This is a genomic window from Mycobacterium sp. NTMscope_MAC_12, assembly GCF_976985675.1.
Genome location: NZ_CDRJYY010000001.1, coordinates 887,150 through 907,929 on the forward strand (window position 1 = coordinate 887,150; position 20,780 = coordinate 907,929).

Consider the following 20,780-nt stretch of genomic DNA (forward strand, 5'->3'; position numbering starts at 1 on the left):
TACCCTGAACCCCGTGTCCGAATTGCTTGAATCGATACAGACGCAGGCCGAGCATGGCGCGATCACCGACGAGGAGATCTTCGAGGCACACGTCGGCGGGAAGCTTTCGGTAGGCCTGACGTCCCCGCTGGACACGCAGCGCGCTTTGTCCATCGCGTATACCCCGGGTGTGGCGCAGGTCAGCCGTGCGATCGCCGCTGACCACGCTCAAGCGGCCCGCTACACCTGGGCGAACCGGTTGGTGGCGGTGGTCAGCGACGGCAGCGCGGTGCTCGGCCTGGGCGACATCGGGCCCGCGGCGTCGTTGCCGGTCATGGAGGGCAAGTGCGCCCTGTTCCAGGCGTATGGCGGGCTGAACGCCATCCCGATCGTGCTGGACACCAAGGATCCCGACGAGATCGTGGAAACCCTGGTGCGCCTGCGCCCGACGTTCGGCGCCGTCAACCTCGAGGACATCGCCGCGCCGCGTTGCTTCGAGATCGAACGCCGAGCCATCGAGGCGCTGGACTGCCCGGTGATGCACGACGACCAGCACGGCACGGCCATCGTTGTGCTGGCCGCGCTCATGGGTGCCAGCAAGCTGCTCGGCCGGGACATGAACTCGCTGAAGGTGGTGGTTTCCGGGGCCGGCGCGGCCGGCGTCGCGTGCACCAATCTCCTTATGGTGATGGGTGTTTCGGACATCACCGTCCTCGACTCGCGCGGGATTCTGCACACCGCTCGGGACGACATGAACGACGTCAAGGCGGCTCTGGCGCGGCGCACCAATCCCGACGGGCTGTCCGGCAGCGCGGCGGAAGCCCTGCGGGGCGCCGACGTGTTTCTCGGTCTGTCGGGCGGCGTGGTCCCCGAAGAGATGATCGCCACCATGGCCCCTAACGGGATCGTGTTCGCGCTGTCCAACCCGGATCCGGAGATCCACCCCCAAATCGCGGCCAAGTACGCCTCGGTGGTGGCCACCGGCCGCAGCGACTTCCCAAACCAGATCAACAACGTGCTGGCATTCCCCGGGGTGTTCCGCGGTGCGCTGGACGCCGGTGCCCGCCGGATCACCGAGAAGATGATGGTCGCCGCGGCCGAGGCGATCTTCTCCGTCGTCAGCGACGACCTCGCTCCCGACCGGATCGTCCCCAGCCCGCTGGACCTGCGCGTCGGGGAAGCGGTGGCCGCGGCCGTGGCGATCGCGTCCGACACCACGGGGTGAGGATCGGCAGGCTGGCGGCACCGCTGCTCGCCGCCTTAATTGCCGTTTCCGGTTGCGCGACCGACACCGGGGGCGATCGTCGTGCCGGCGCGGAAGTGGTGGTCGGGTCCCGGTCCGACGCCGAGTCGACGGTGCTGGCCGACATCTACGTGGCGGCCTTGCGGTCCTACGGATTTGGCGCGCGGTTCCAGGCGACCGCCGACCCCAAGGGTCAATTGGATTCGGGCGCAGTCACCGTCGTTCCCGCCTTCACCGGCCGGGTGTTGCAGGCCCTGCAGCCCGGCGCGACGGCGATGTCCGACAAAGACGTCTACCGCGCGATGATCGCCGCGCTACCCGAGGGCATCGTGGCGGGCGACTACACGACGGCCGCCGAGGACAAACCCGTGCTGCTGGTGAGTCGAGCCACCGCCAAGGCGTGGGGCGGCAGCGATGTCAGTGCGGACTTGAGCACGCTGCCGCAACACTGTGCCGGCCTCGTCGTCGGGGCCGTCGCCGGTCAACGGCCGCCGTCGGCCATCGGCCCCTGCCGCCTTCCCGCCCCGCGTGAATTCCCGGATGGCACAACGATGTTCGCGGCGGTCGCGGCCGGACAGCTGACCGCGGGATGGACGACCACCGCCGATCCCGGCGCGCACGCCGACCTGGTCGCGCTGGCCGACGCCAAACCCACACTGATTCGGGCCGAGAACGTGGTGCCGCTGTATCGTCGCAACGCGCTCAGCGACCGGCAATTGTTGGCGATCAACGAAGTGGCCGGCGTGCTGGACACCGCCGCCCTGGTCGACATGCGCCGGCAGGTGGGTGCGGGCGCCGACCCGCAGGCGGTGGCGGCGGGCTGGTTAGCCGAGCACCCGCTGGGGCGCTGAACGTCAGGGCTGATGTGCCCCGGCTCTCTTCGCGCGTATTCACGCGCTCATCGACCGGGTCAGCGCTTGGGCATCAACCGGTGCACAAACTGCTGAAGCCGGCCCATGATGGGCCCACCCAGCAGCAGCTCCGGTCGCGAACCCGTCAGCCGCACGACCAGGTCCATCGCCTTGACGTCCGGCCCCACCAACACCCGGGCCTTGTTCTTGCGCACCCCTTCGAGGATGAGCTGAGCCGCCCGTTCCGGGGTGGTTTTGGCCTGCTGTTCCTCGAAGAGGCTGGCCAGCTCGGCGTGGTCGACCCCCTCGACGCCGGTGGCGTTGCGGGCGAACGCGGTTTTGATGCCGCCCGGGTGCACCGTCGTCACCCGCACCGGGTGACCGGCGCGCGCCATCTCCTGGTGCAGCGCCTCGGTGAACCCGCGGACGGCGAACTTGGCCGAGACGTATGCCGCCTGGCCGGGCGCCGAAAACAGGCCGAGCGCGCTCGAGATGTTGATGATGTGTCCGTCGCCGGAGGCGATCAGGTGCGGGAGGAAAGCCTTGGTGCCGTTGACGACGCCCCAGTAGTCGACGTCAATCACGCGTTCGATGTCCTTAAACCGGCTGTCCTCGATGGATCCGATGAACGTGATGCCGGCGTTGTTGTAGATCTGGTTGACCGCACCGAAATGCTCGTTGACCGCGTCGGCGTAAGCCAGGAAGGCGCTGCGCTCGGTCACGTCGAGCTGATCGGACTTGACCGGCGCGCCGGTCGCCGCCAGTTGCTCGGCGGTCTGCGCCAGTCCCGCGGTGTCGACGTCGCTGATCGCCACCTTGGCACCGGCGCGCCCCAACTCCACCGCCAACGCCTGGCCGATGCCCGAACCCGCGCCGGTGACCACGGCGACCTTGCCGGCGAACCCATCCATGCAATACTCCCTCGACCAGGCTTGACGCGTTGACGCTAATCGTTACCAGCGGCGGTGGCTAGCGCAGGGCGAAATGGTGAACATGCGGCCGCGCCGCACTGAGAGATCGATCACTGCTTGGGCAGCAGCCGGCCCATGACGGGCCCGAACAGCTGCTGATACCCCGAACCCGTCAGGCGAACCAAGATGTCCAGCAGCTTGGCGTCCACCCCGACGAGCACCCGCGCCTTCTTCTTCCGCACCGCGTCGAGGATGATCTGGGCCGCGCGGTGCGGGGTGGTCTTGGCCAGCCGTTTGTCGAACAACTTGGCCAGCTCGGCCTGGTCGAGGCCCTCGGCGGTGGTGGCGTTGCGCGCGATCGCGGTCTTGATGCCGCCCGGGTGCACCGTGGTCACCGCCACCGGGTGGCCGGCCGCCACCATCTCCTGCCGCAGCGCCTCGGTGAAGCCGCGGACGGCGAACTTGGCCGAGTTGTAGGCAGCCTGCCCCGGCACGGAGAACAGCCCGAACACGCTCGAGACGTTGACGACGTGTCCGTCGCCGGAGGCGATCAGGTGCGGGAGGAAAGCCTTGGTGCCGTTGACGACGCCCCAGAAGTCGACGTCCATCACGCGTTCGATGTCCTTGAACTGGCTGACTTCGACGTCACCGGTGAAGGCGATCCCGGCGTTGTTGTAGATCTGGTTGACCTTGCCGAAGTGCTCTTTGACCGCGTCGGCGTAGGCCAGGAACGCTTCACGTTCGGTCACGTCGAGGCGATCCGCCTTGACCTGCGCACCGATCGCCTTCAGCTGCTCCTCGGTGTGGGCCAGGCCTTCGAGGTCGACGTCGCTGATGGCCACCTTGGCTCCCGAGCGAGCCAGTTCCAGCGCCAGTGCCTGCCCGATACCCGAACCCGCACCCGTCACCACCGCGACCTTGCCGGCGAACCCTTGCATGAGCACCCTTCCTGTTGGCCCGTTTGCGTCGAGGCTAGCCGGTACCGGCGGTACCGCTCTCGTCGGGTGTGAACGTCGAGCAGTTGCGCGAAACCGGGCGTCTCCGCCCAACCAAATCGACGTTCGTCATTAGCCGAAGGCGGTGTCGATGATCTCCTGCTGCTCGACGGCGTGCACCTTCGACGAGCCCGACGACGGAGCCGACATCGCCCGCCGGGAAATCCGCTTGAGCCCGGTCAGCTTGTCGGGCAGCAGCTCGGGCAATTCCAGACCGAAGCGCGGCCACGCGCCCTGGTTGGCGGGCTCCTCTTGAACCCAGAAGTACTCCCTGACGCTCGGGTAGCGGTCCAGCGTTTCGCCCAGCCGGCGCTTCGGCAGCGGAGCGAGCTGCTCGATCCGCACGATCGCCACGTCGTCCCGATTGTCCTTGGCCTTGCGGGCCACCAACTCGTAGTAGAGCTTGCCGCTGGTCAGCAGGACCCTGCTGACCTTGCTGCGATCACCGATGCCGTCCTCGTAGGTCGGCTCTTCGAGCACCGAGCGGAACTTGATCTCGGTGAAGTCCTTGACGTCGCTGACCGCCGCCTTGTTGCGCAGCATCGACTTGGGCGTGAACACGATCAGCGGCCGCTGCACGCCGTCGAGGGCGTGCCGCCGCAACAGGTGGAAGTAGTTGGACGGCGTGGAGGGCATCGCGATCGTCATCGAACCCTCCGCCCACAGCTGCAGGAAGCGCTCGATCCGGCCCGAGGTGTGGTCGGGGCCCTGGCCTTCGTGGCCGTGCGGCAGCAGCAGCACCACGTTGGACAACTGGCCCCACTTGGCCTCACCGGAGCTGATGAACTCGTCGATGATCGACTGCGCGCCGTTGACGAAGTCCCCGAACTGGGCTTCCCACAGGACGAGGGCGTCCGGGTTGCCCACGGTGTAGCCGTACTCGAAGCCGACCGCGGCGTATTCCGACAGCGGGGAGTCATAGACCAGGAACTTGCCGCCGGTGGGGGTGCCGTCGGGGTTGGTCGCCAGCAGCTGCAGCGGCGTGAACTCCTCACCGGTGTTGCGGTCGATGATCACCGAGTGCCGCTGCGAGAAGGTGCCGCGCCGGGTGTCTTGCCCCGACAGCCGCACCAGCTTGCCCTCGGCCACCAGCGAGCCCAGCGCCAGCAGCTCGGCGAAGGCCCAGTCGATCTTGCCCTCGTAGGCCATCTCCCGGCGCTTCTCCAGCACCGGCTGCACCCGCGGGTGCGCCGTGAAGCCCTCGGGCAGCGCCAGGAATGCGTCACCGATACGGGCCAGCAACGCCTTGTCCACCGCGGTGGCCAGGCCCGCGGGCAGCATCTGGTCGGCTTCCACCGATTCGCTCGGCAGCGCGCCGTGCTTCTCCAGCTCTCGGACCTCGTTGAACACCCGCTCGAGCTGGCCCTGGTAGTCGCGCAGGGCGTCCTCGGCTTCCTTCATCGAGATGTCGCCGCGGCCGATCAGGGCTTCGGTGTAGCTCTTGCGGACTCCGCGCTTGATGTCGACGACGTCGTACATGGCGGGGTTGGTCATCGACGGGTCATCGCCTTCGTTGTGCCCGCGCTTGCGGTAGCACAGCATGTCGATGACGACGTCCTTCTTGAACTCCTGCCGGAAGTCGACGGCCAGCTTGGCCACCCACGCGCACGCCTCCGGGTCGTCGCCGTTGACGTGGAAGATCGGCGCCCCGATCATCTTCGCGACATCGGTGCAGTACTCGCTGGACCGCGAGTACTCCGGCGCGGTGGTGAAGCCGATCTGGTTGTTGGCGATGATGTGAATGGTGCCGCCGACGCGGTAACCGGGCAGGTGGGTCAGGTTGAGGGTCTCGGCGACCACGCCCTGACCGGCGAACGCCGCATCGCCGTGCAGCATCATCGGCACCACCGAGAAGGCCTTGTCGTCGCCCTGGTCCTCGGCGCCCCGGTCCAGCAGGTCCTGCTTGGCCCGGACCAGGCCCTCCAGCACCGGGTCGACGGCTTCCAGGTGCGACGGGTTGGCGGTCAGCGAAACCTGAATGTCGTTGTCGCCGAACATCTGTAGGTACACGCCGGTGGCGCCCAGGTGGTACTTGACGTCTCCGGAGCCGTGTGCCTGCGCCGGGTTGAGGTTGCCCTCGAACTCGGAAAAGATCTGTGAGTACGGCTTGCCGACGATGTTGGCCAGTACGTTGAGCCGGCCGCGGTGCGGCATCCCGATGACCACCTCGTCGAGCCCGTGCTCGGCGCACTGGTCGATCGCCGCATCCATCATTGGAATGATGCTTTCCGCACCCTCAAGTGAAAACCGTTTCTGCCCAACGTATTTGGTCTGCAGGAAGGTTTCGAAGGCCTCGGCCGCGTTCAGTTTGCTCAGGATGAACTTCTGCTCGGCCACCGTCGGCTTGACGTGCTTGGTCTCGACACGCTGCTGCAGCCATTCCTGTTGCGAGGGCTCGAGAATGTGGGTGTACTCCACGCCGATGTGACGGCAGTAGGCATCGCGCAGCAGACCCAGCACGTCGCGCAGCTTCTTGTATTCGGAACCGGCGAACCCGTTGACCTTGAACACCCGATCCAGATCCCACAGCGTCAGACCGTGGTTGAGGATCTCGAGGTCGGGGTGGCTGCGGAACCGGCTGCCGTCCAAGCGCAGCGGGTCGATGTCGGCCATCAGATGGCCCCGATTGCGGTAGGCCGCAATCAACTCCATCACCCGGGCGGTCTTGTCGACGATCGAGTCCGGGTTGTCGGTGCTCCAGCGCACCGGTAGATAGGGGTTTCCCAGCTCGCGGAAGATCTCGTCCCAGAAGGCGTCCGACAGCAGCATCTCGTGGATGGTGCGCAAGAAGTCGCCGGATTCCGCGCCCTGGATGATGCGGTGGTCATAGGTCGACGTGAGCGTGATCAGCTTGCCGATCCCCAGCTCGGCGATGCGTTCCTCGCTGGCGCCCTGGAACTCGGCGGGATATTCCATGGCGCCGACGCCGATGATGGCGCCCTGGCCCGTCATCAGCCGCGGCACCGAGTGCACGGTGCCGATGGTGCCCGGGTTGGTCAGCGAAATCGTCACGCCGGCAAAGTCTTCGGCGGTCAGCTTGCCGTCGCGGGCCCGTCGCACGATGTCTTCGTAGGCGGTGACGAACTGCGCGAACCGCATGGTCTCGCAGCCCTTGATGCCGGCCACCACCAGAGAACGCTTGCCGTCCTTGCCCTGCAGGTCGATGGCCAGGCCGAGGTTGGTGTGCGCCGGGGTGATGGCGGTGGGTTTGCCGTCGACCTCGGCGTAGTGCCGATTCATGTTCGGGAACTTCTTGATCGCCTGCACCAGCGCGTACCCGAGCAGGTGGGTGAACGAGATCTTGCCGCCGCGCGTGCGCTTGAGTTGGTTGTTGATGACGATCCGGTTGTCGATCAGCAGCTTGGCGGGGACGGCGCGGACACTGGTCGCCGTCGGCACGTCCAGCGACGCCGACATGTTCTTGACGACGGCCGCCGCGGCGCCGCGCAGCGTCTGCAACTCGTCGCCTTCGGCCGGCGGGGGAGCGGCGGCCTTCGCCGGCGCGGGCCGCGCCGGGACCCCGTTGCCGGCGGCCGTGCTGACGGGGGGTGTCGTGCTGGAAGGGGGCGCGGGCTTGGGGCTTTGGGCGGGAGCCGGGGCCGGCTTCGCCGGCGCGGGGGCCGCGGCCGGCCGGCCATCGCCGCTGGTCGGGGCCGCGGGCGCCGCCTCGCCGGTGGGCTCGGGGTTGTAGTCGACCAGGAATTCATGCCAGCTCGGATCCACCGACGAGGGGTCATCGCGGAACTTGCGGTACATCTCCTCGACCAGCCATTCGTTCTGACCGAATGGTGAACTTATGTTGCTCACGACCGCAGTTCGCCTCAATCCCTTTGTCCTACAGGGTCACCGCAGCGCTATTGCGCGGCAGCACCCTCGTCGGCCCCGGCGGGCCGAGCACCTCATAGCCATGGCGGCACGCATTGCTTCCGCCCTATAAAGGCTAACCTCTCGCCACCAATCTGCCAGGCGGACCGGGGGGCCTCGGGGAGGGTCAGCCGGCTTCGGGGACCGGGGGCACCAGATGCAGGGCGCGGGGCCAGCGCGCGGGTGGGGCGCCGAACGCCCGCTTGGCGTTGCGGACCATCTTCTTGCCGGCGAGGTAATTGCCCACTGCCCCCACCACGACCCCGATCCCGACCGGCAGCAGTTTGCCGAACAACAGGGCGCCCCGCCGCACGGTGTACTTCCTGACCCACGACTTGAGCAGTCGCGAGTTCAGTCCCGACATCGACGACAGCGGCAGCGCGGCCAGGCTCTCGGAAATCCAGCCGCCGCTGGTGCGCCGCGGACCGAGCAGCTCCGCGACGGCGTGCTCGCTGTTGTCACCGACGAGCACCGCCAGCACCAGGGCGCGGCGTCGTTCGCGGTGATCGGCCGGAATGTCGTGGACCACCGCGACCGCCAACACGAAGAACGCGGTGGCCTCGAGGAACGTCACCGTTTCCGCGGCCGCCGCGGACAGGGCACTCAACGTGCCGATTCCGGGGACGGTCGCCGCGGCCCCAACCGCAACGCCGCCGGCCGTCACGATGGCCACGTAACGCTTCTGCAGCTTGGCCAGGATCTCCGCCGGGCTGGCCTCGGGATCGGCGTTGCGCAGCCGGTTCACATAAGCCTCGGCGGCGGGGCCCTGTATCCGCGAGCTGCGCTCGATGACCTGCGCCAACGCCCGCGCGGACATCTTGGGCCGACCGTCCTTGCCGGTCGGCGCCTCTCCCGCGTTGGCCATGTTGAAAAACCGCTTCCGCGACCTGTTCCGTCGGGCCCGCATACTGTCTCTCCTGCAAATGGGGTTCCTTCAGGCTAACGTGCCCGCGGCACATCCTGACGCGTTATCTGTCCCCACCGGATCCGTGGCTGCCGGCCCTCTTGCGCCGCCGGGAATAATGCAGGCTGGATGTCTGCGACGGCCGTGCCGTTGGTCGGTCGTCGTGGTGAACGGTTCGCCGTGCGCGCGGTCGATGACCTGGCAGTTCAGGCCGGTCGACCAGACGGGCCGATGCGGCGTAAACGGCATCGTCGGGAGCGAAACGAGGTGGGGTGGATGACCACGGCTGCGCCCCGCACGCCCGAGGGTGAGGGGCGTGCGGGTTCCGGGCCGGCGCGGGCCGCCCATCGCTGGGATTTCATCACCCGGAGCTCGCCGCACTCACAGAACCCCTGGAACCCGCTTTGGGCGATGATGATCGGCTTTTTCATGATCATGGTCGACTCGACCATCGTCGCGATCGCAAACCCGACCATCATGGCCAACCTGCGCATCGGCTACGACACCGTGGTCTGGGTGACCAGCGCCTACCTGCTGGGTTATGCCGTCGTGTTGCTCGTGGCGGGTCGCCTCGGCGACCGGTTCGGCCCCAAGAACCTGTACCTGATCGGCCTGGTGGTCTTCACTATCTCCTCGGTGTGGTGCGGACTGTCGGGCAGCGCCGCCATGCTGATCGCGGCCCGCGTCGTGCAAGGCATCGGAGCGGGCGTGCTCACCCCGCAAACCTTGTCGACGATCACCCGGATCTTCCCGCCGGAACGGCGCGGCATCGCGGTGAGCTTGTGGGGCGCCACCGCGGGAGTCGCCAGCCTGGTGGGCCCGCTGGCCGGCGGTGTCCTGGTCGACGGGCTGGGCTGGGAGTGGATCTTCTTCGTCAACGTCCCCATCGGGGTGATCGGGCTGGCGTTGGCGTATTGGCTGATCCCGGTGTTGCCCACCCAGTCACACCGGTTCGATCTGATCGGGGTGGGCCTGTCCGCGGTGGGCATGTTCCTGATCGTGTTCGGGCTGCAGCAGGGGCAGGCCGCGCACTGGCAGCCGTGGATTTGGGCGTTGATCGTCGCGGGCTTCGGGTTCATGACGGTGTTCGTCTTCTGGCAGTCGGCGAACCCCCACGAACCGCTGATTCCGTTGGTGATCTTCGGTGACCGCGACTTCAGCCTGTGCAACGTCGGGGTGGCAATCGTCTCGTTCGCCGCGACGGCGATGATGCTGCCGCTGACGTTTTATGCGCAGGCTGTTTGCGGGCTGTCGCCGACGCGCTCGGCCCTGCTGATCGCGCCGATGGCGATCGCCAACGGGGTGTTCGCGCCGTTCGTCGGCAAGATCGTCGACAACTACCATCCGCGGCCGGTGCTCGGTTTCGGTTTTTCGGTGCTGGCGATCGCGCTGACCTGGCTCACCTTCGAGATGGCGCCGACGACGCCGATCTGGCGGCTGGTGTTGCCGTTCTTCGCGATGGGCGTGGGGATGGCGTTCGTGTGGTCGCCGCTGACCGCGACCGCGACGCGAAACCTGCCCGCGCAGCTGGCCGGTGCGGGCTCTGCGGTGTACAACTCGGTCCGGCAGCTGGGCGCGGTGCTCGGCAGCGCCGGCATGGCCGCATTCATGACCTGGCGGATCAGTGCCGAAATGCCGCGGCGGCCGTCCGGTGGGGGCGTCGACGAGGACGCCATCGCGTTGCAGTTGCCCCCGTTTCTGCGCGAACCGTTTGCGGTCGCGATGTCGCAATCGGTGCTGTTGCCCGCGTTCATCGCGTTGTTCGGGATCATCGCCGCCCTGTTCTTGGTGGGCTTCGCCCCCTGGTCGCGCACCGGCCGAGGCGGCGATCCCTTCGGGCCCGACGACGATGACATCGTCGACGACGACTATGACGACGACGAGTACGTCGAATTGCTCCTCCAACGCGAATCCGATGTCGAGCGCGGCGGCCCGCCGTCAGGGGAGCGGGCTAATGCGGGGCCCCCTCCCGCCGGCCCGCGGCCGCGGGGCCCGGTCGATTCGTCGCGCAGCGTGTTCAATGAGCCGGTAGCGCCGGCGCAACCAATTGGCTTTGCCCACAACGGCTCTCATGTCGACAGCGGCAAGCGCCTCCGTCAGGTGGCGGTGCGACGCTCGGTCAAGCCCAGCCCGCCGGTGGAGCGGTTTACCCGACCGCCGCGCCGCCCCCACAGGGGTCCGGCGGGTCACCACTTCACCGAGGGCGACTCGCTGCGAGGTCACCACCACCGCGCCGATCCCGACGACGATCCCACCGGTTACGGCCGGCACTCGTCGGGAAATTAGGCGCCTCAGCGCAGATCGGGTTGGGTGAGCGCCAAGAATGCGCCCAGGTCGGTCAGGCCCGCGGGCGTGGCGGGCAGGTAGTCCGTCAGCGACGGCGACCGCACGATCACCGCTGCGTATTGCGCCCGGCTGACCGCCACGTTGAGTCGATTCCTGTTGAGCAGGAAGGACATTCCGCGTGGCACCACGTCCGTGGAGGAAACCGTCATCGAGATGAACACCACGGGCGCCTGGCCGCCTTGGAACTTGTCGACGGTCCCCACCCGCACACCGCCGAGCCCGGCAGAGCTCAACCGGCGACGCAGCAATGCCACCTGCGCGTTGTAGGGTGCCAGCACCAGCACATCGGCGGCCGTCAATGCCCGGCGGCCGTGCTCATCGGTCCATGGCGCGCCGAGCAGTTGCCCGATCTCGGCGGCGATCGCGTCGGCCTCCTCCGGGCTTTCGGTCGAATTACCCTGGTGCTCAACCGAAAGCAGCCGCACACCCGGCCCGTACCCGTCCAGGCGGCGGGCGGCGGTGCATTCATCCGAATGCAGCCTGCCTTCGTAGGACAGCGAGGACACAGCGGCGCAGACGGCCGGGTGCATCCGGTAGGAACGGTCCAGAAAGTAGCCACGTTCGTCGGGCAGCGTCCGTTGACCGTCGACCAGCCAAGCCAGCGCGGACGTGTCCACCTGCTCCGGATGGGTGCCCTGGCTGACTTGCGGCAACTGTTGGGGGTCTCCGAGCAGCAGCAGATTCGCGGCGGCCGGAGCCACGGCGATGGTGTTGGCCAGACAGAATTGGCCCGCCTCGTCGATCACCAGCAGATCCAGGCTGCCCGGCGGTATCCGGTTGGCGTTGGCGAAATCCCATGCGGTGCCGCCGATCACACAACCCGGCGTGTCAGCGAGGAACGCGGCGTACGCGCTGCCGTCGATCTCTTGCCAGCGCGGAGCCTGGTGGTCGTTGCGCTTCTTCGCGATCCGTTGCGGATCCAGGCCGGCGTCGATCACGCAGTCCAGCAGGTTCTCCACCGTGGCGTGCGATTGCGCGACGACGCCGACGCGCCAGCCGCGCTCGGTGACCAGGTGTTGGATCACTCGCGCGGCCGTGTGCGTCTTGCCGGTGCCGGGCGGCCCGTGCACCGCCAGGTACGACGAATCCAAATCGAGTAGTGCGGCGGTGATGTCGGCTGTGATGTTCGAGGCGTCGGTGCCGCGCGGCAGGGGAGTGCCGCTGCGCGTGCGGGGCGCGCGGCGCAGCAGGACGTCGACGATGGCGCTGCAGGGTAGGCGCGGGAGTCCGTCGGTCAGTGCTGCGGCGGTCGCCTCGATCGACTCCCGCAGCGCCGTGGTGGGAATCGGCGGGCCGGGGGTCAGCGCGAAGGGCAGCTGGTGAAATGGCTTGCCGTCGCCGCCAACTCGTTCGAGGACGATCACTGTGGTGGGCACCGCCGGGTCGTCGGCTTCGAGGACCGTGGCCCGTCCGGCCGCCCGTCGGTCCGGGCTGTCGGTCATGCCGGGCGGCGCCGGCGGTTTGTACAGCGCAAAGACGTCGCTCTTCAGGTCGCCGCGGGCCAGCTCGCCGTGTAACTGCAGGCGTCGCTGCGGTTTGCGCGCGCGGGGCGGGGTGTGCCAGTCGACGCTGACGGACGCGTCCTCGGCGACGAAAACATCGGTGTTGTCCGCCCATTCGTCGACGGGGAAGTTCAGCCGGTCGAAATGCGCCCACCAGAACGGTTTGTCCTCGCGGCGGTGGTAGCCGCGTGCGGCGGCCACCAACGCCACCGCCGTCTGCTCCGGGGTGCGCTCGTCGATGCCGGCAGCCCCGGTGAACGCCGACAGCGTCACCGCCAGTGGGTCGCGGTCCTCGACGGTGTTGCCGTCGCCCACGGGCTGGGCGCCGATCGGTACGACGCCGGATTCATAGGCGCGCAGCAGCAGCCAGTTACGCAATTCCTGAGTCGACCGGCAGTCGTAGTGGTTGTAGTCCTCGATCTCCTTGAGCACGGACGAGGCCTCGTCGCCCCGGCCCTCTGCGCGCAGTTCGCAATACCGTGCGTAGGAGGTGATCGAATCGGTCGCGGTGGTCACGTCCCCCGCGCGCAGTTGGGACCCCATGTAGAGGGGCTCGAGCGCCTTGAGGCTGAATGACTCCGCGCCGACGCGAATGCTCCTGCGCACCAACGGGTAAAGGTCGACCAACGTGCCGCTGCGCAGCAGTTCGTCGACTTCGTCCTCGCCGACGCCGTAGCGCCCGGCCAGCCGCAGCAACGCGGTCTTCTCGTAGGGCGCGTAGTGGTAGATGTGCATGTTGGGGCGGCGCTTGCGCCGTTTGGCCACCATCGCCAAGAAATCGGTCAGTGCTTTGCGTTCATCGGTCCGGTTGTGCGCCCACAGCGGGCGGAACGTGCCCGTCGGGCCGGCCTCCAGGACACCGAACAGGTATTCCAGGCCCCACTCGCGGCCGTCGGTGGTCCACAGCGGGTCGCCTTCGAAGTCGAAGAACAGATCGCCGGGGTCCGGCTCGGGGAGTAGCGCCAACGGCTGTGGGTCGATGACCTCGACCTGCGCCACGCCTGTGTCGCGTTGGCGCACTTGCAGTTTCGCCTGAGTCGTCAACGTGGCGACGACACCGGGGGCAAGCCCGGGCACGGGTCCGTTGTGGGCGGCCAGTTCGGCGACGGTGGTGATGCCGGCATGGAACAGCTTGTCCCGCTGGCTTACTCGTAAGCCGGCGACCAGCAGCACATCGTCGGCGGCCCGTAGCTGCTCGAGGCACAACGGACAATGAAAACAGGCGGCCACGCTTTCGTCGTCCCACCGCACCGCGGCGCCGCTCGCATAGTGGTCGACGAGCAGCCGCTGCAGGCGCGCCCGCTGCGAACGGTAGACCGGGACCAGGTCGCAGACGCGGTGCCGCACGGCCGTTCCGTCACCGAGCCGCAGTTCGGCCTCCGGCGCGACCGGCACGCCCGAGGCGGCCAGCGCGTCGGCGTAGGCGGCGAGCTGCAACAGCGCGGTCACCTTTTCGGAGCGGGCCAACTTGGTGTCGACGACCCGATACTGCTCGCCGTCACGCACTAGGAAGTCGGCGAATCCGAGGAAGCGGCCGTCGAACATCGCGGCTTGATACACCGCGGGGGCGCGGTCGGCGACGGCGCGCAGCGTCGCGTCGGTGGCCGCCGCCAGCCCGGCGGTCGTGTACGCCGGGCGGCCGATGACCGCGACCTCATCGCCGAACCGCTCGCGCAATCGGGCGAGCTCGCGCCGCTCATGCTCGTCGCCGAGGGCGGCTGTCCGCGTGAGCAGTTCGTCCTCGATCGCGGTCGCCGGGCCGCGGCCGAGTTTCGCGTCGAAATCCCGCAGCAGCGCGAATTCGCAGCGGGCGGCGGCGGCAAGGTCCGACGCGCTGTAAACGATGCTGTCGCCGGTCACGAACACTGGAGCCACTGTAGGACAGGGCTCCGACAGGATGGTCGCGCTGGGCGGGCGTGCCCGGGATCAGTGCCCGGGCGTATTGCCGATCAGTTCGACCGCGTTGCCGTTCCAATGGAACTTCACGTCGGTGTTCAAGCCCTTGATCCCGCCCGGGTAGGTCAACGCCACGGTGTCGCCCGTGGTTTGCGCCGGGTCGATGCCGTTGAAGCCGTAGGTGTCGGGGACACCCTGCGGGATGAATTGGCCGAGGTGGAACAGCACCGCGCGGGTGGTCGGGCTGACCGCGTTGGTGTTGGCCTTGATGATCACCGCCGAGAGCTGCGCGCACTGGTTGTAGTTGCCGGCCAGCGGCTCGGGATTCCACGGCTGCTGGCTGCGCGGGTCGCGCGGCAGTTCGGACACCACCTTCGCGATGGTGGGCGAGGCGAGATTGACCGCGCATGGATCGGCCGGTGGCGCGTTGCCGGGCTGGGCAGCCGGCGACGGCGTGGCCGGGGCAGTGATCGACGGGGTTTCCGACGTCCTGGCCTGCGGTGTCTTTGCGACGGTGGAATCTCCTGAACCGCAGCCGGTCAAGGTGATGGCGATTAATGCAACAGCGGCCGAGCAGGTCAGTGGCTCGGTACGACACGGTAGCGACCACACATCGACGCACCGTACCGTCATCGGCTCCGCGGGTGTGGCAGGCGTGGCCGGGCCCCGCTCGGCTGTGCTGATGATCACGCGGACCGCCGGACGGCCGGTCACCACTAGACTCCTTGGGCGATGACCCTCTCAGACAGCTCGACCGGGGCTGCCTCTCCGACGTTTGCCGACCTGCAGATCCACCCTTCGGTGCTGCGGGCGGTCGCTGACGTCGGTTACGAATCACCCACCGGCATCCAGGCCGCGACGATCCCGGCGCTGATGGCGGGCTCGGACGTCGTCGGACTGGCGCAGACCGGCACCGGCAAGACCGCCGCGTTCGCGATCCCGATCCTGTCCAAAATCGACGTCACCAGCAACGCCACCCAGGCCCTGGTGCTCGCCCCGACCCGGGAACTGGCCCTGCAGGTTGCCGAGGCGTTCAGTCGGTACGGTGCCCACCTGCCCAAGATCAACGTGCTGCCGATCTACGGCGGCTCGTCCTACAGCGTGCAGCTGGCCGGGCTGCGCCGCGGCGCCCACGTGGTGGTCGGGACGCCCGGTCGGGTGATCGACCACCTCGAACGGGGGACGCTGGACCTGTCCCACGTCGACTACCTGGTGCTCGACGAGGCCGACGAGATGCTCACCATGGGCTTCGCCGAAGAAGTCGACCGCATCCTGTCCGAGACCCCGGAATACAAACAGGTGGCTTTGTTCTCCGCGACCATGCCGCCCGCGATCCGAAAGCTCACCACCAAGTACCTGCACGATCCGCTCGAGGTCAGCACCAAGGCGAAAACCGCTACCGCCGAGAACATTTCGCAGCGCTACATCCAGGTCGCCGGCCCCCGCAAGATGGACGCGCTGACCCGGGTCCTCGAAGTCGAGCCGTTCGAAGCGATGATCATCTTCGTCAGGACCAAACAGGCCACCGAGGAAGTCGCCGAAAAGCTCAGGGCGCGAGGTTTCTCCGCGGCCGCCATCAACGGCGACATCGCCCAGGCGCAGCGCGAGCGGACCGTCGCCGCCCTGAAGGACGGCAGCATCGACATCCTGGTTGCCACCGACGTGGCCGCGCGCGGGCTCGACGTGGAGCGGATCTCGCACGTGCTCAACTACGACATCCCGCACGACACCGAGTCGTACGTGCACCGGATCGGGCGCACCGGCAGGGCCGGACGTTCGGGAACCGCGCTGCTCTTCGTCTCCCCGCGAGAGCGCCACCTGCTCAAGGCGATCGAAAAGGCCACGCGGCAAACGCTCACCGAAACCGAGTTGCCCACCGTCGAGGACGTCAACGCGCAGCGGGTGGCCAAGTTCGCCGATTCGATCACCAACGCGCTCGGGGCCCCCGGCATTGACCTGTTCCGCAAGCTGGTCCAGGACTACGAACGCGAGCACGACACCCCGATGGCCGATATCGCCGCCGCGCTGGCCTTGCAGTCCCGCGACGGCGAGGCGTTCCTGATGGCACCCGAACCTCCGCCCGAGCGACGCGAGCGGCGCACCGAACGGCGCGATCGGCCCGAAAAGCCAAGGTCGACACGGCCGTTCGCCACCTACCGCATCGCGGTGGGCAAGCGCCACAAGATCGGTCCGGGGGCGATCGTGGGCGCCATCGCCAACGAGGGAGGGCTGCATCGCAGCGATTTCGGCCACATCTCGATCGGGCCGGATTTCTCGCTGGTGGAACTGCCGGCCAAGTTGCCCCAATCGACGTTCAAAAGGCTTGAGCAGACCCGCATTTCGGGGGTGTTGATCAACCTTCAGCCGGACAGGTCCTCCGCCAAGGCCCGCGGCGGCCGCGACGGCGGGAAACCGCGCAGGAAACACGGCGGATGACGCTGTCTGAAGAACAGGACGCCCAGGGCGGGCTCGAGCAGACCTCCCGCGTCGACCGCGTCGCCTCGCTGACCGGCGTCCGCGCCGTCGCCGCGCTGCTCGTCGTCGGCACCCACGCGGCCTACACCACCGGCAAATACACACACGGCTATTGGGGCCTGGTCGGTTCCCGGATGGAGATCGGGGTGCCGATCTTCTTCGTGCTCTCCGGTTACCTGTTGTTCCGTCCGTGGGTGAAATCCGCCGCAACGGGTGGCCCGCCGCCGTCGCTGAGTCGCTATGCGTGGCACCGGGTTCGGCGCATCATGCCCGCCTACGTCATCACCGTGCTGTTCGCCTACGTGCTGTATCACTACCGCGAGGCGGGGCCAAACCCCGGACACTCGTGGCTCGGGCTGGCGCGCAACCTGACGCTGACCCAGATCTACTGCAACGGCTACCTGGGCAAGTATCTGCACCAGGGGCTGACCCAGATGTGGAGCCTGGCCGTGGAGGCCTCGTTCTACGTCATCCTTCCGCTGCTGGCCTACCTGCTGCTGGTGCTGATCTGCCGGCGGCAGTGGCAGCCGAAATTGGTGCTGGGCGCCCTGGCGGGGATGCTGTTGATCAGCCCGGCGTGGTTGGTTCTCGTGCACACCGATCACTGGTTTCCCGACGGTGCCCGGCTATGGCTGCCTACCTACCTGGCCTGGTTCCTCGCCGGCATGATGCTCACGGTGTTGCAAGAGATGGGTGTGCGCGGCTACGGGTTCGTGGCCATCCCGCTGGCGATCATCAGCTATTTCATCGTCTCCACTCCCATCGCCGGCGCGCCCACCACCTCCCCGGCAACCCTGAGCGAAGCGTTGTTCAAGACCTGTTTTTACGCCGTGATCGCCGCGCTGGCGGTGGCGCCGCTGGCGCTGGGGGACCACGGATGGTATTCGCGGCTCCTGGCCAGCCGCCCCATGGTGTGGCTGGGGGAGATCTCCTACGAAATCTTCCTGATCCACCTGATCACCATGGAATTCGCGATGGACTACGTGGTGGGCGCGCGCGTCTACACCGGGCCGATGCTGTACCTGTTCATCGCGACGCTGGTGCTGACGATCCCGTTGGCATGGCTGCTGCACCGTTTCACGCGCGTCCGCGACTGAGCCCACAGATCGACAAAGATAGGTTACCCTTACCTACGTTCAACTTGAGGAAAGGGCATCCGACGCATGAGCGATCACCAGGCTTCACGGGGATGGACCGGCACGGTGCTCAAGCTGCTGGGGGCCGGCGATTACCGGCTCACCGTGACCGCCCGCCGCGAGATCACCCCGCACTACCTGCGCCTGAGCTTCGCCGATGGCGGATTGCTCGGCCAACACGGGGTCCATCCCACGATGTGGGTACGGCTGTGGTTCGCCGACGGCGACAAACTGCACCAGCGCGGATACACGCTGGTGGACCCTGACCCGGCGGCCGGCGCACTGGACATCGAGTTCGCTCTGCACGACGGCACCGCGTCGCGGTGGGCGCGAACGGCGCAACCCGGCGACACGATCGACGCCACCGTGCTCGGCAGCAGGTTCGCCGTTCCCGATCCGGCCCCAGCCGGCTACGTCATCGTCGGGGACTGCGCGTCGCTGCCGGCGATCAACTCGCTGCTCACCTCGATCGGTGAGGTGCCGGCGCGGGTCTTCTTGGAGGCGGGCCACGAGGGTGACAAAGACCTGCCGGTGGCGCGTTGCGCCGATGTCATCTGGGTGGACCGCAAGGATGCCGGTCAGGCCTTGCTGGAGGCGGTGCGGTCGGCGGCCTTTGACGCCGGGGACCACTTCGGTTGGGTGGCCTGCGACAACCGCACCACCCGCTCGGTTGCCAAAGCGTTGCGGGAGGACTTCGGTATCCCGCGCAAATCGATTAAGGCGCAAGCCTATTGGGTGGCCTGATGAAGGAGAGGGGGACGGCTGCCAGCTAGCGGCGGGCGCTTGCCGGGGCGATGATCGGGACGACGAACTCCTCGATCATCGCCCGCTCCTCGTTATCGTCGCGGCCCGGATACATCAGCATCGACACGATCACCCGGACCACCCAGCGCGCCCGGCGCTCGACGATCGCGGGATCGTCGGCCCCCAGGGAGTGCAGGAACGCCGCCGCCAGGGCCGCGATGACGTCGGACTGGCCTGCCAACTCGCCGCCGACCGGCGGGCGGCTCGTCGCGAACCAAGACGCAAGCGCGGGACTCTCGCGCACCATCCCCAAGGTGACGAGAATGCTCACGATCAGCCGTTCGTGCGGGTCCTCGATGCCGCCGGTGCGCGCGAGGATCTCGCGGCCCAGTCGGTGGGTCTCACGGTGCACATAGGCGGTGCGCAGAGCCTCGCGGTTCTCGAAGTACCGGTACAGCGTCGAGCGGGAACACCCCGCGGCCCTGGCGATCTCGTTCATGCCGATCGAACCCGAGTCGCGCACGGTGTAAAGCTCCTCCGCCGCGTCGAGTATCCGGTCGACGGCCGCCTCGTTGCGGCGCGAGGAAAGCCAGTCGTTACCCGCCATCAGGACCGCATTCGGATCGGCACCGACAGCTGCCGCCGCACGTAACTGCCGCCGGCCCAGACGATGCCCGCCTCGTCGACCTCGAAGTCCGGACACCGCGCCAGCAGTTCGGTGAGCGCCACCCGGGACTGCATCCGGGCCGCGGCGGCGCCCAGGCAGTGGTGCGCTCCGTGGCTGAACGTCAAAATGTTGCGCGGGCATCGCGTCACGTCGAGTTCGGCGGCGTCCGGCCCGTATTGGCGTTCGTCGCGGTTGGCCGACCCGTACAGCAGCAGCGCCCGACGCCCGGCGGGAATGGTGGTGTCGCCGATCGTCACGTCGCGGGTGGTCGTGCGCGCCAACCCCTGGACCGGTGAGGTCATCCGTAGCAACTCTTCGACGGCGTCGGTGATCAATTCGGGGTTGTCCACCAGAAGCTTTCGCTGGTCGGGCCGCTCGTGCAGCAATGGCATCGACCCGCCGAGCATCCCGGTGACGGTGTCGTTGCCGCCGGTGACCATCGTGAACGTGAAGGCGAGGATCGACAGCGTGCCGGCGATGTCACCGTCGGCTCCGACGCCGGCAGAAACCAGGTGGGAGATGGTGTCGTCCTCGGGTTCGGTGCGACGCCATTCGATCAGGCCGGTGAAGTAGGCCATCATCGACCCGACCGCATCGCCGACGGTTTCCAGCGCGCCCGCGACGCCGCCCTCGGCGGTGTTGGCCGCGACGATCGCCTGGGTCCATCCGTCGAACTGCGCCCAATCCTCTTCGGGCACACCCAGATAATGCGCGACCACCATCGACGGCAGCGGTTTGAAAAGCTCGGTGACGATGTCACCGCCGCCGGCCGCGCGCAACCCCTCGATGCGCTCGACGACGAAATCCCGCACCTTGGGTTCCACCGCCTCGACCTGTCGCGGCGTGAACCCACGCGACACCAGCTTGCGGAACTCGGTGTGCACTGGCGGATCCTGCATCACAAACGGCGGATTGTCCTGCAGCCCAATCAATTCCAGATCGTCATAGTTGACGGTCAGGCCCTTTGCCGAGGAGAAGGTTTCGTGGTCCCGTGCCGCGGCCCACACATCGGCGTGCCGGGACAACACGTAGTAGTCGTCCGCGGGGGATTTCGGGGGAACGACGTGGTGCACGGGATCGTGGTCGCGCAGGGCGCGGTACATCGGCCACGGGTTCGGCCAGGTGGCGGCGGTCGCGAGCTGGAATGCGACCGGCACGTTCTGGGACATAACAGTAGCCATGTCTCATTCGTACGACAGTGGTAGCAATATGTCAACCGTCGCTGGCGACGACAGCGCGGCCAGCTTCACGTTCGGGACCGAGCGTG

14 protein-coding genes are annotated in these 20,780 nt (G+C 67.7%); 6 read left to right on the top strand and 8 right to left on the bottom strand.

From position 1 onward, the window contains the following. The first annotated feature begins 13 nt into the window (after positions 1 to 13). The gene (locus AC0KS4_RS04285; RefSeq protein ID WP_225330228.1) at positions 14 to 1,204 is read left to right on the top strand and encodes an NAD(P)-dependent malic enzyme; all 1,191 of its coding nucleotides are present in this window, start codon (positions 14 to 16) and stop codon (positions 1,202 to 1,204) included. Next, positions 1,201 to 2,073 carry a glycine betaine ABC transporter substrate-binding protein gene (locus AC0KS4_RS04290; RefSeq protein WP_238958109.1) on the top strand — a complete coding sequence of 291 codons (873 nt, stop codon included), beginning with the start codon at positions 1,201 to 1,203 and terminating at the stop codon, positions 2,071 to 2,073. The genes AC0KS4_RS04285 and AC0KS4_RS04290 overlap by 4 nt, the downstream gene beginning before the upstream one ends. A gap of 59 nt (positions 2,074 to 2,132) precedes the next feature. On the opposite strand, the gene AC0KS4_RS04295 is transcribed toward AC0KS4_RS04290, so the two are convergent. The 4 genes from AC0KS4_RS04295 to AC0KS4_RS04310 all read right to left on the bottom strand — a co-directional run bounded on the left by AC0KS4_RS04295 (position 2,133) and on the right by AC0KS4_RS04310 (position 8,750). Next, entirely contained in the window at positions 2,133 to 2,984 is an 852-nt protein-coding gene (locus AC0KS4_RS04295) for an SDR family NAD(P)-dependent oxidoreductase (protein ID WP_238958108.1), read from the bottom strand. A gap of 110 nt (positions 2,985 to 3,094) precedes the next feature. Beyond that, positions 3,095 to 3,922 (bottom strand): SDR family NAD(P)-dependent oxidoreductase, encoded by an 828-nt coding sequence (locus AC0KS4_RS04300; protein WP_238958107.1) that lies wholly within the window; start codon positions 3,920 to 3,922, stop codon positions 3,095 to 3,097. Between the two features lie 129 nt (positions 3,923 to 4,051). Then, positions 4,052 to 7,786: a multifunctional oxoglutarate decarboxylase/oxoglutarate dehydrogenase thiamine pyrophosphate-binding subunit/dihydrolipoyllysine-residue succinyltransferase subunit gene (locus tag AC0KS4_RS04305; protein ID WP_238958106.1), complete on the bottom strand. Its 3,735-nt coding sequence runs from the start codon at positions 7,784 to 7,786 to the stop codon at positions 4,052 to 4,054. Positions 7,787 to 7,970: 184 nt separating this feature from the next. Continuing rightward, positions 7,971 to 8,750: a hypothetical protein gene (locus tag AC0KS4_RS04310; RefSeq protein ID WP_225329980.1), complete on the bottom strand. Its 780-nt coding sequence runs from the start codon at positions 8,748 to 8,750 to the stop codon at positions 7,971 to 7,973. 408 nt (positions 8,751 to 9,158) lie between these two features. Here AC0KS4_RS04310 and AC0KS4_RS04315 point away from each other — a divergent pair, with 408 nt between their 5' ends. After that, positions 9,159 to 11,033 (top strand): MFS transporter, encoded by a 1,875-nt coding sequence (locus AC0KS4_RS04315; RefSeq protein WP_374109657.1) that lies wholly within the window; start codon positions 9,159 to 9,161, stop codon positions 11,031 to 11,033. A 5-nt stretch (positions 11,034 to 11,038) separates the two neighbouring features. Here AC0KS4_RS04315 and AC0KS4_RS04320 read toward each other — a convergent pair whose 3' ends face one another. Together AC0KS4_RS04320 and AC0KS4_RS04325 are read right to left on the bottom strand one after the other, a co-directional pair. Continuing rightward, complete coding sequence (locus AC0KS4_RS04320) at positions 11,039 to 14,461, bottom strand: TM0106 family RecB-like putative nuclease (RefSeq protein WP_238958104.1); 3,423 nt, start codon at positions 14,459 to 14,461, stop codon at positions 11,039 to 11,041. Positions 14,462 to 14,521: 60 nt separating this feature from the next. Next, positions 14,522 to 15,124 carry an LppP/LprE family lipoprotein gene (locus tag AC0KS4_RS04325; protein WP_225329983.1) on the bottom strand — a complete coding sequence of 201 codons (603 nt, stop codon included), beginning with the start codon at positions 15,122 to 15,124 and terminating at the stop codon, positions 14,522 to 14,524. 99 nt (positions 15,125 to 15,223) lie between these two features. Between AC0KS4_RS04325 and AC0KS4_RS04330 the strand changes: the two genes are divergently transcribed. The 3 genes from AC0KS4_RS04330 to AC0KS4_RS04340 all read left to right on the top strand — a co-directional run bounded on the left by AC0KS4_RS04330 (position 15,224) and on the right by AC0KS4_RS04340 (position 18,846). Continuing rightward, positions 15,224 to 16,927: a DEAD/DEAH box helicase gene (locus tag AC0KS4_RS04330; protein ID WP_225329977.1), complete on the top strand. Its 1,704-nt coding sequence runs from the start codon at positions 15,224 to 15,226 to the stop codon at positions 16,925 to 16,927. Continuing rightward, entirely contained in the window at positions 16,924 to 18,063 is a 1,140-nt protein-coding gene (locus AC0KS4_RS04335; RefSeq protein WP_225329976.1) for an acyltransferase family protein, read from the top strand. Before AC0KS4_RS04330 ends, AC0KS4_RS04335 begins: the two co-directional genes overlap by 4 nt. Positions 18,064 to 18,129: 66 nt before the next feature. Beyond that, a complete protein-coding gene (locus tag AC0KS4_RS04340; RefSeq protein WP_225329975.1) occupies positions 18,130 to 18,846 on the top strand; it encodes a siderophore-interacting protein in 717 nt (238 codons plus the stop codon). Between the two features lie 25 nt (positions 18,847 to 18,871). On the opposite strand, the gene AC0KS4_RS04345 is transcribed toward AC0KS4_RS04340, so the two are convergent. Continuing rightward, positions 18,872 to 19,453, bottom strand: coding sequence for a TetR/AcrR family transcriptional regulator (locus AC0KS4_RS04345; protein WP_238958103.1), 582 nt, complete (start codon positions 19,451 to 19,453; stop codon positions 18,872 to 18,874). Further along, positions 19,453 to 20,694, bottom strand: coding sequence for a cytochrome P450 (locus AC0KS4_RS04350; RefSeq protein WP_238958102.1), 1,242 nt, complete (start codon positions 20,692 to 20,694; stop codon positions 19,453 to 19,455). The genes AC0KS4_RS04345 and AC0KS4_RS04350 overlap by 1 nt, the downstream gene beginning before the upstream one ends. Positions 20,695 to 20,780: the final 86 nt, after the last annotated feature.

Excerpts from the sequence above, each read along its gene's own strand:
- AC0KS4_RS04345 (WP_238958103.1), bottom strand. The coding sequence starts at position 19,453 with ATGGCGGGTAACGACTGGCTTTCCTCGCGCCGCAACGAGGCGGCCGTC.
- AC0KS4_RS04350 (WP_238958102.1), bottom strand. The coding sequence starts at position 20,694 with ATGGCTACTGTTATGTCCCAGAACGTGCCGGTCGCATTCCAGCTCGCG.
- AC0KS4_RS04340 (WP_225329975.1), top strand. The coding sequence starts at position 18,130 with ATGAGCGATCACCAGGCTTCACGGGGATGGACCGGCACGGTGCTCAAG.
- AC0KS4_RS04295 (WP_238958108.1), bottom strand. The coding sequence starts at position 2,984 with ATGGATGGGTTCGCCGGCAAGGTCGCCGTGGTCACCGGCGCGGGTTCG.
- AC0KS4_RS04330 (WP_225329977.1), top strand. The coding sequence starts at position 15,224 with ATGACCCTCTCAGACAGCTCGACCGGGGCTGCCTCTCCGACGTTTGCC.
- AC0KS4_RS04325 (WP_225329983.1), bottom strand. The coding sequence starts at position 15,124 with ATGACGGTACGGTGCGTCGATGTGTGGTCGCTACCGTGTCGTACCGAG.
- AC0KS4_RS04300 (WP_238958107.1), bottom strand. The coding sequence starts at position 3,922 with ATGCAAGGGTTCGCCGGCAAGGTCGCGGTGGTGACGGGTGCGGGTTCG.
- AC0KS4_RS04335 (WP_225329976.1), top strand. The coding sequence starts at position 16,924 with ATGACGCTGTCTGAAGAACAGGACGCCCAGGGCGGGCTCGAGCAGACC.
- AC0KS4_RS04315 (WP_374109657.1), top strand. The coding sequence starts at position 9,159 with ATGATGATCGGCTTTTTCATGATCATGGTCGACTCGACCATCGTCGCG.
- AC0KS4_RS04310 (WP_225329980.1), bottom strand. The coding sequence starts at position 8,750 with ATGCGGGCCCGACGGAACAGGTCGCGGAAGCGGTTTTTCAACATGGCC.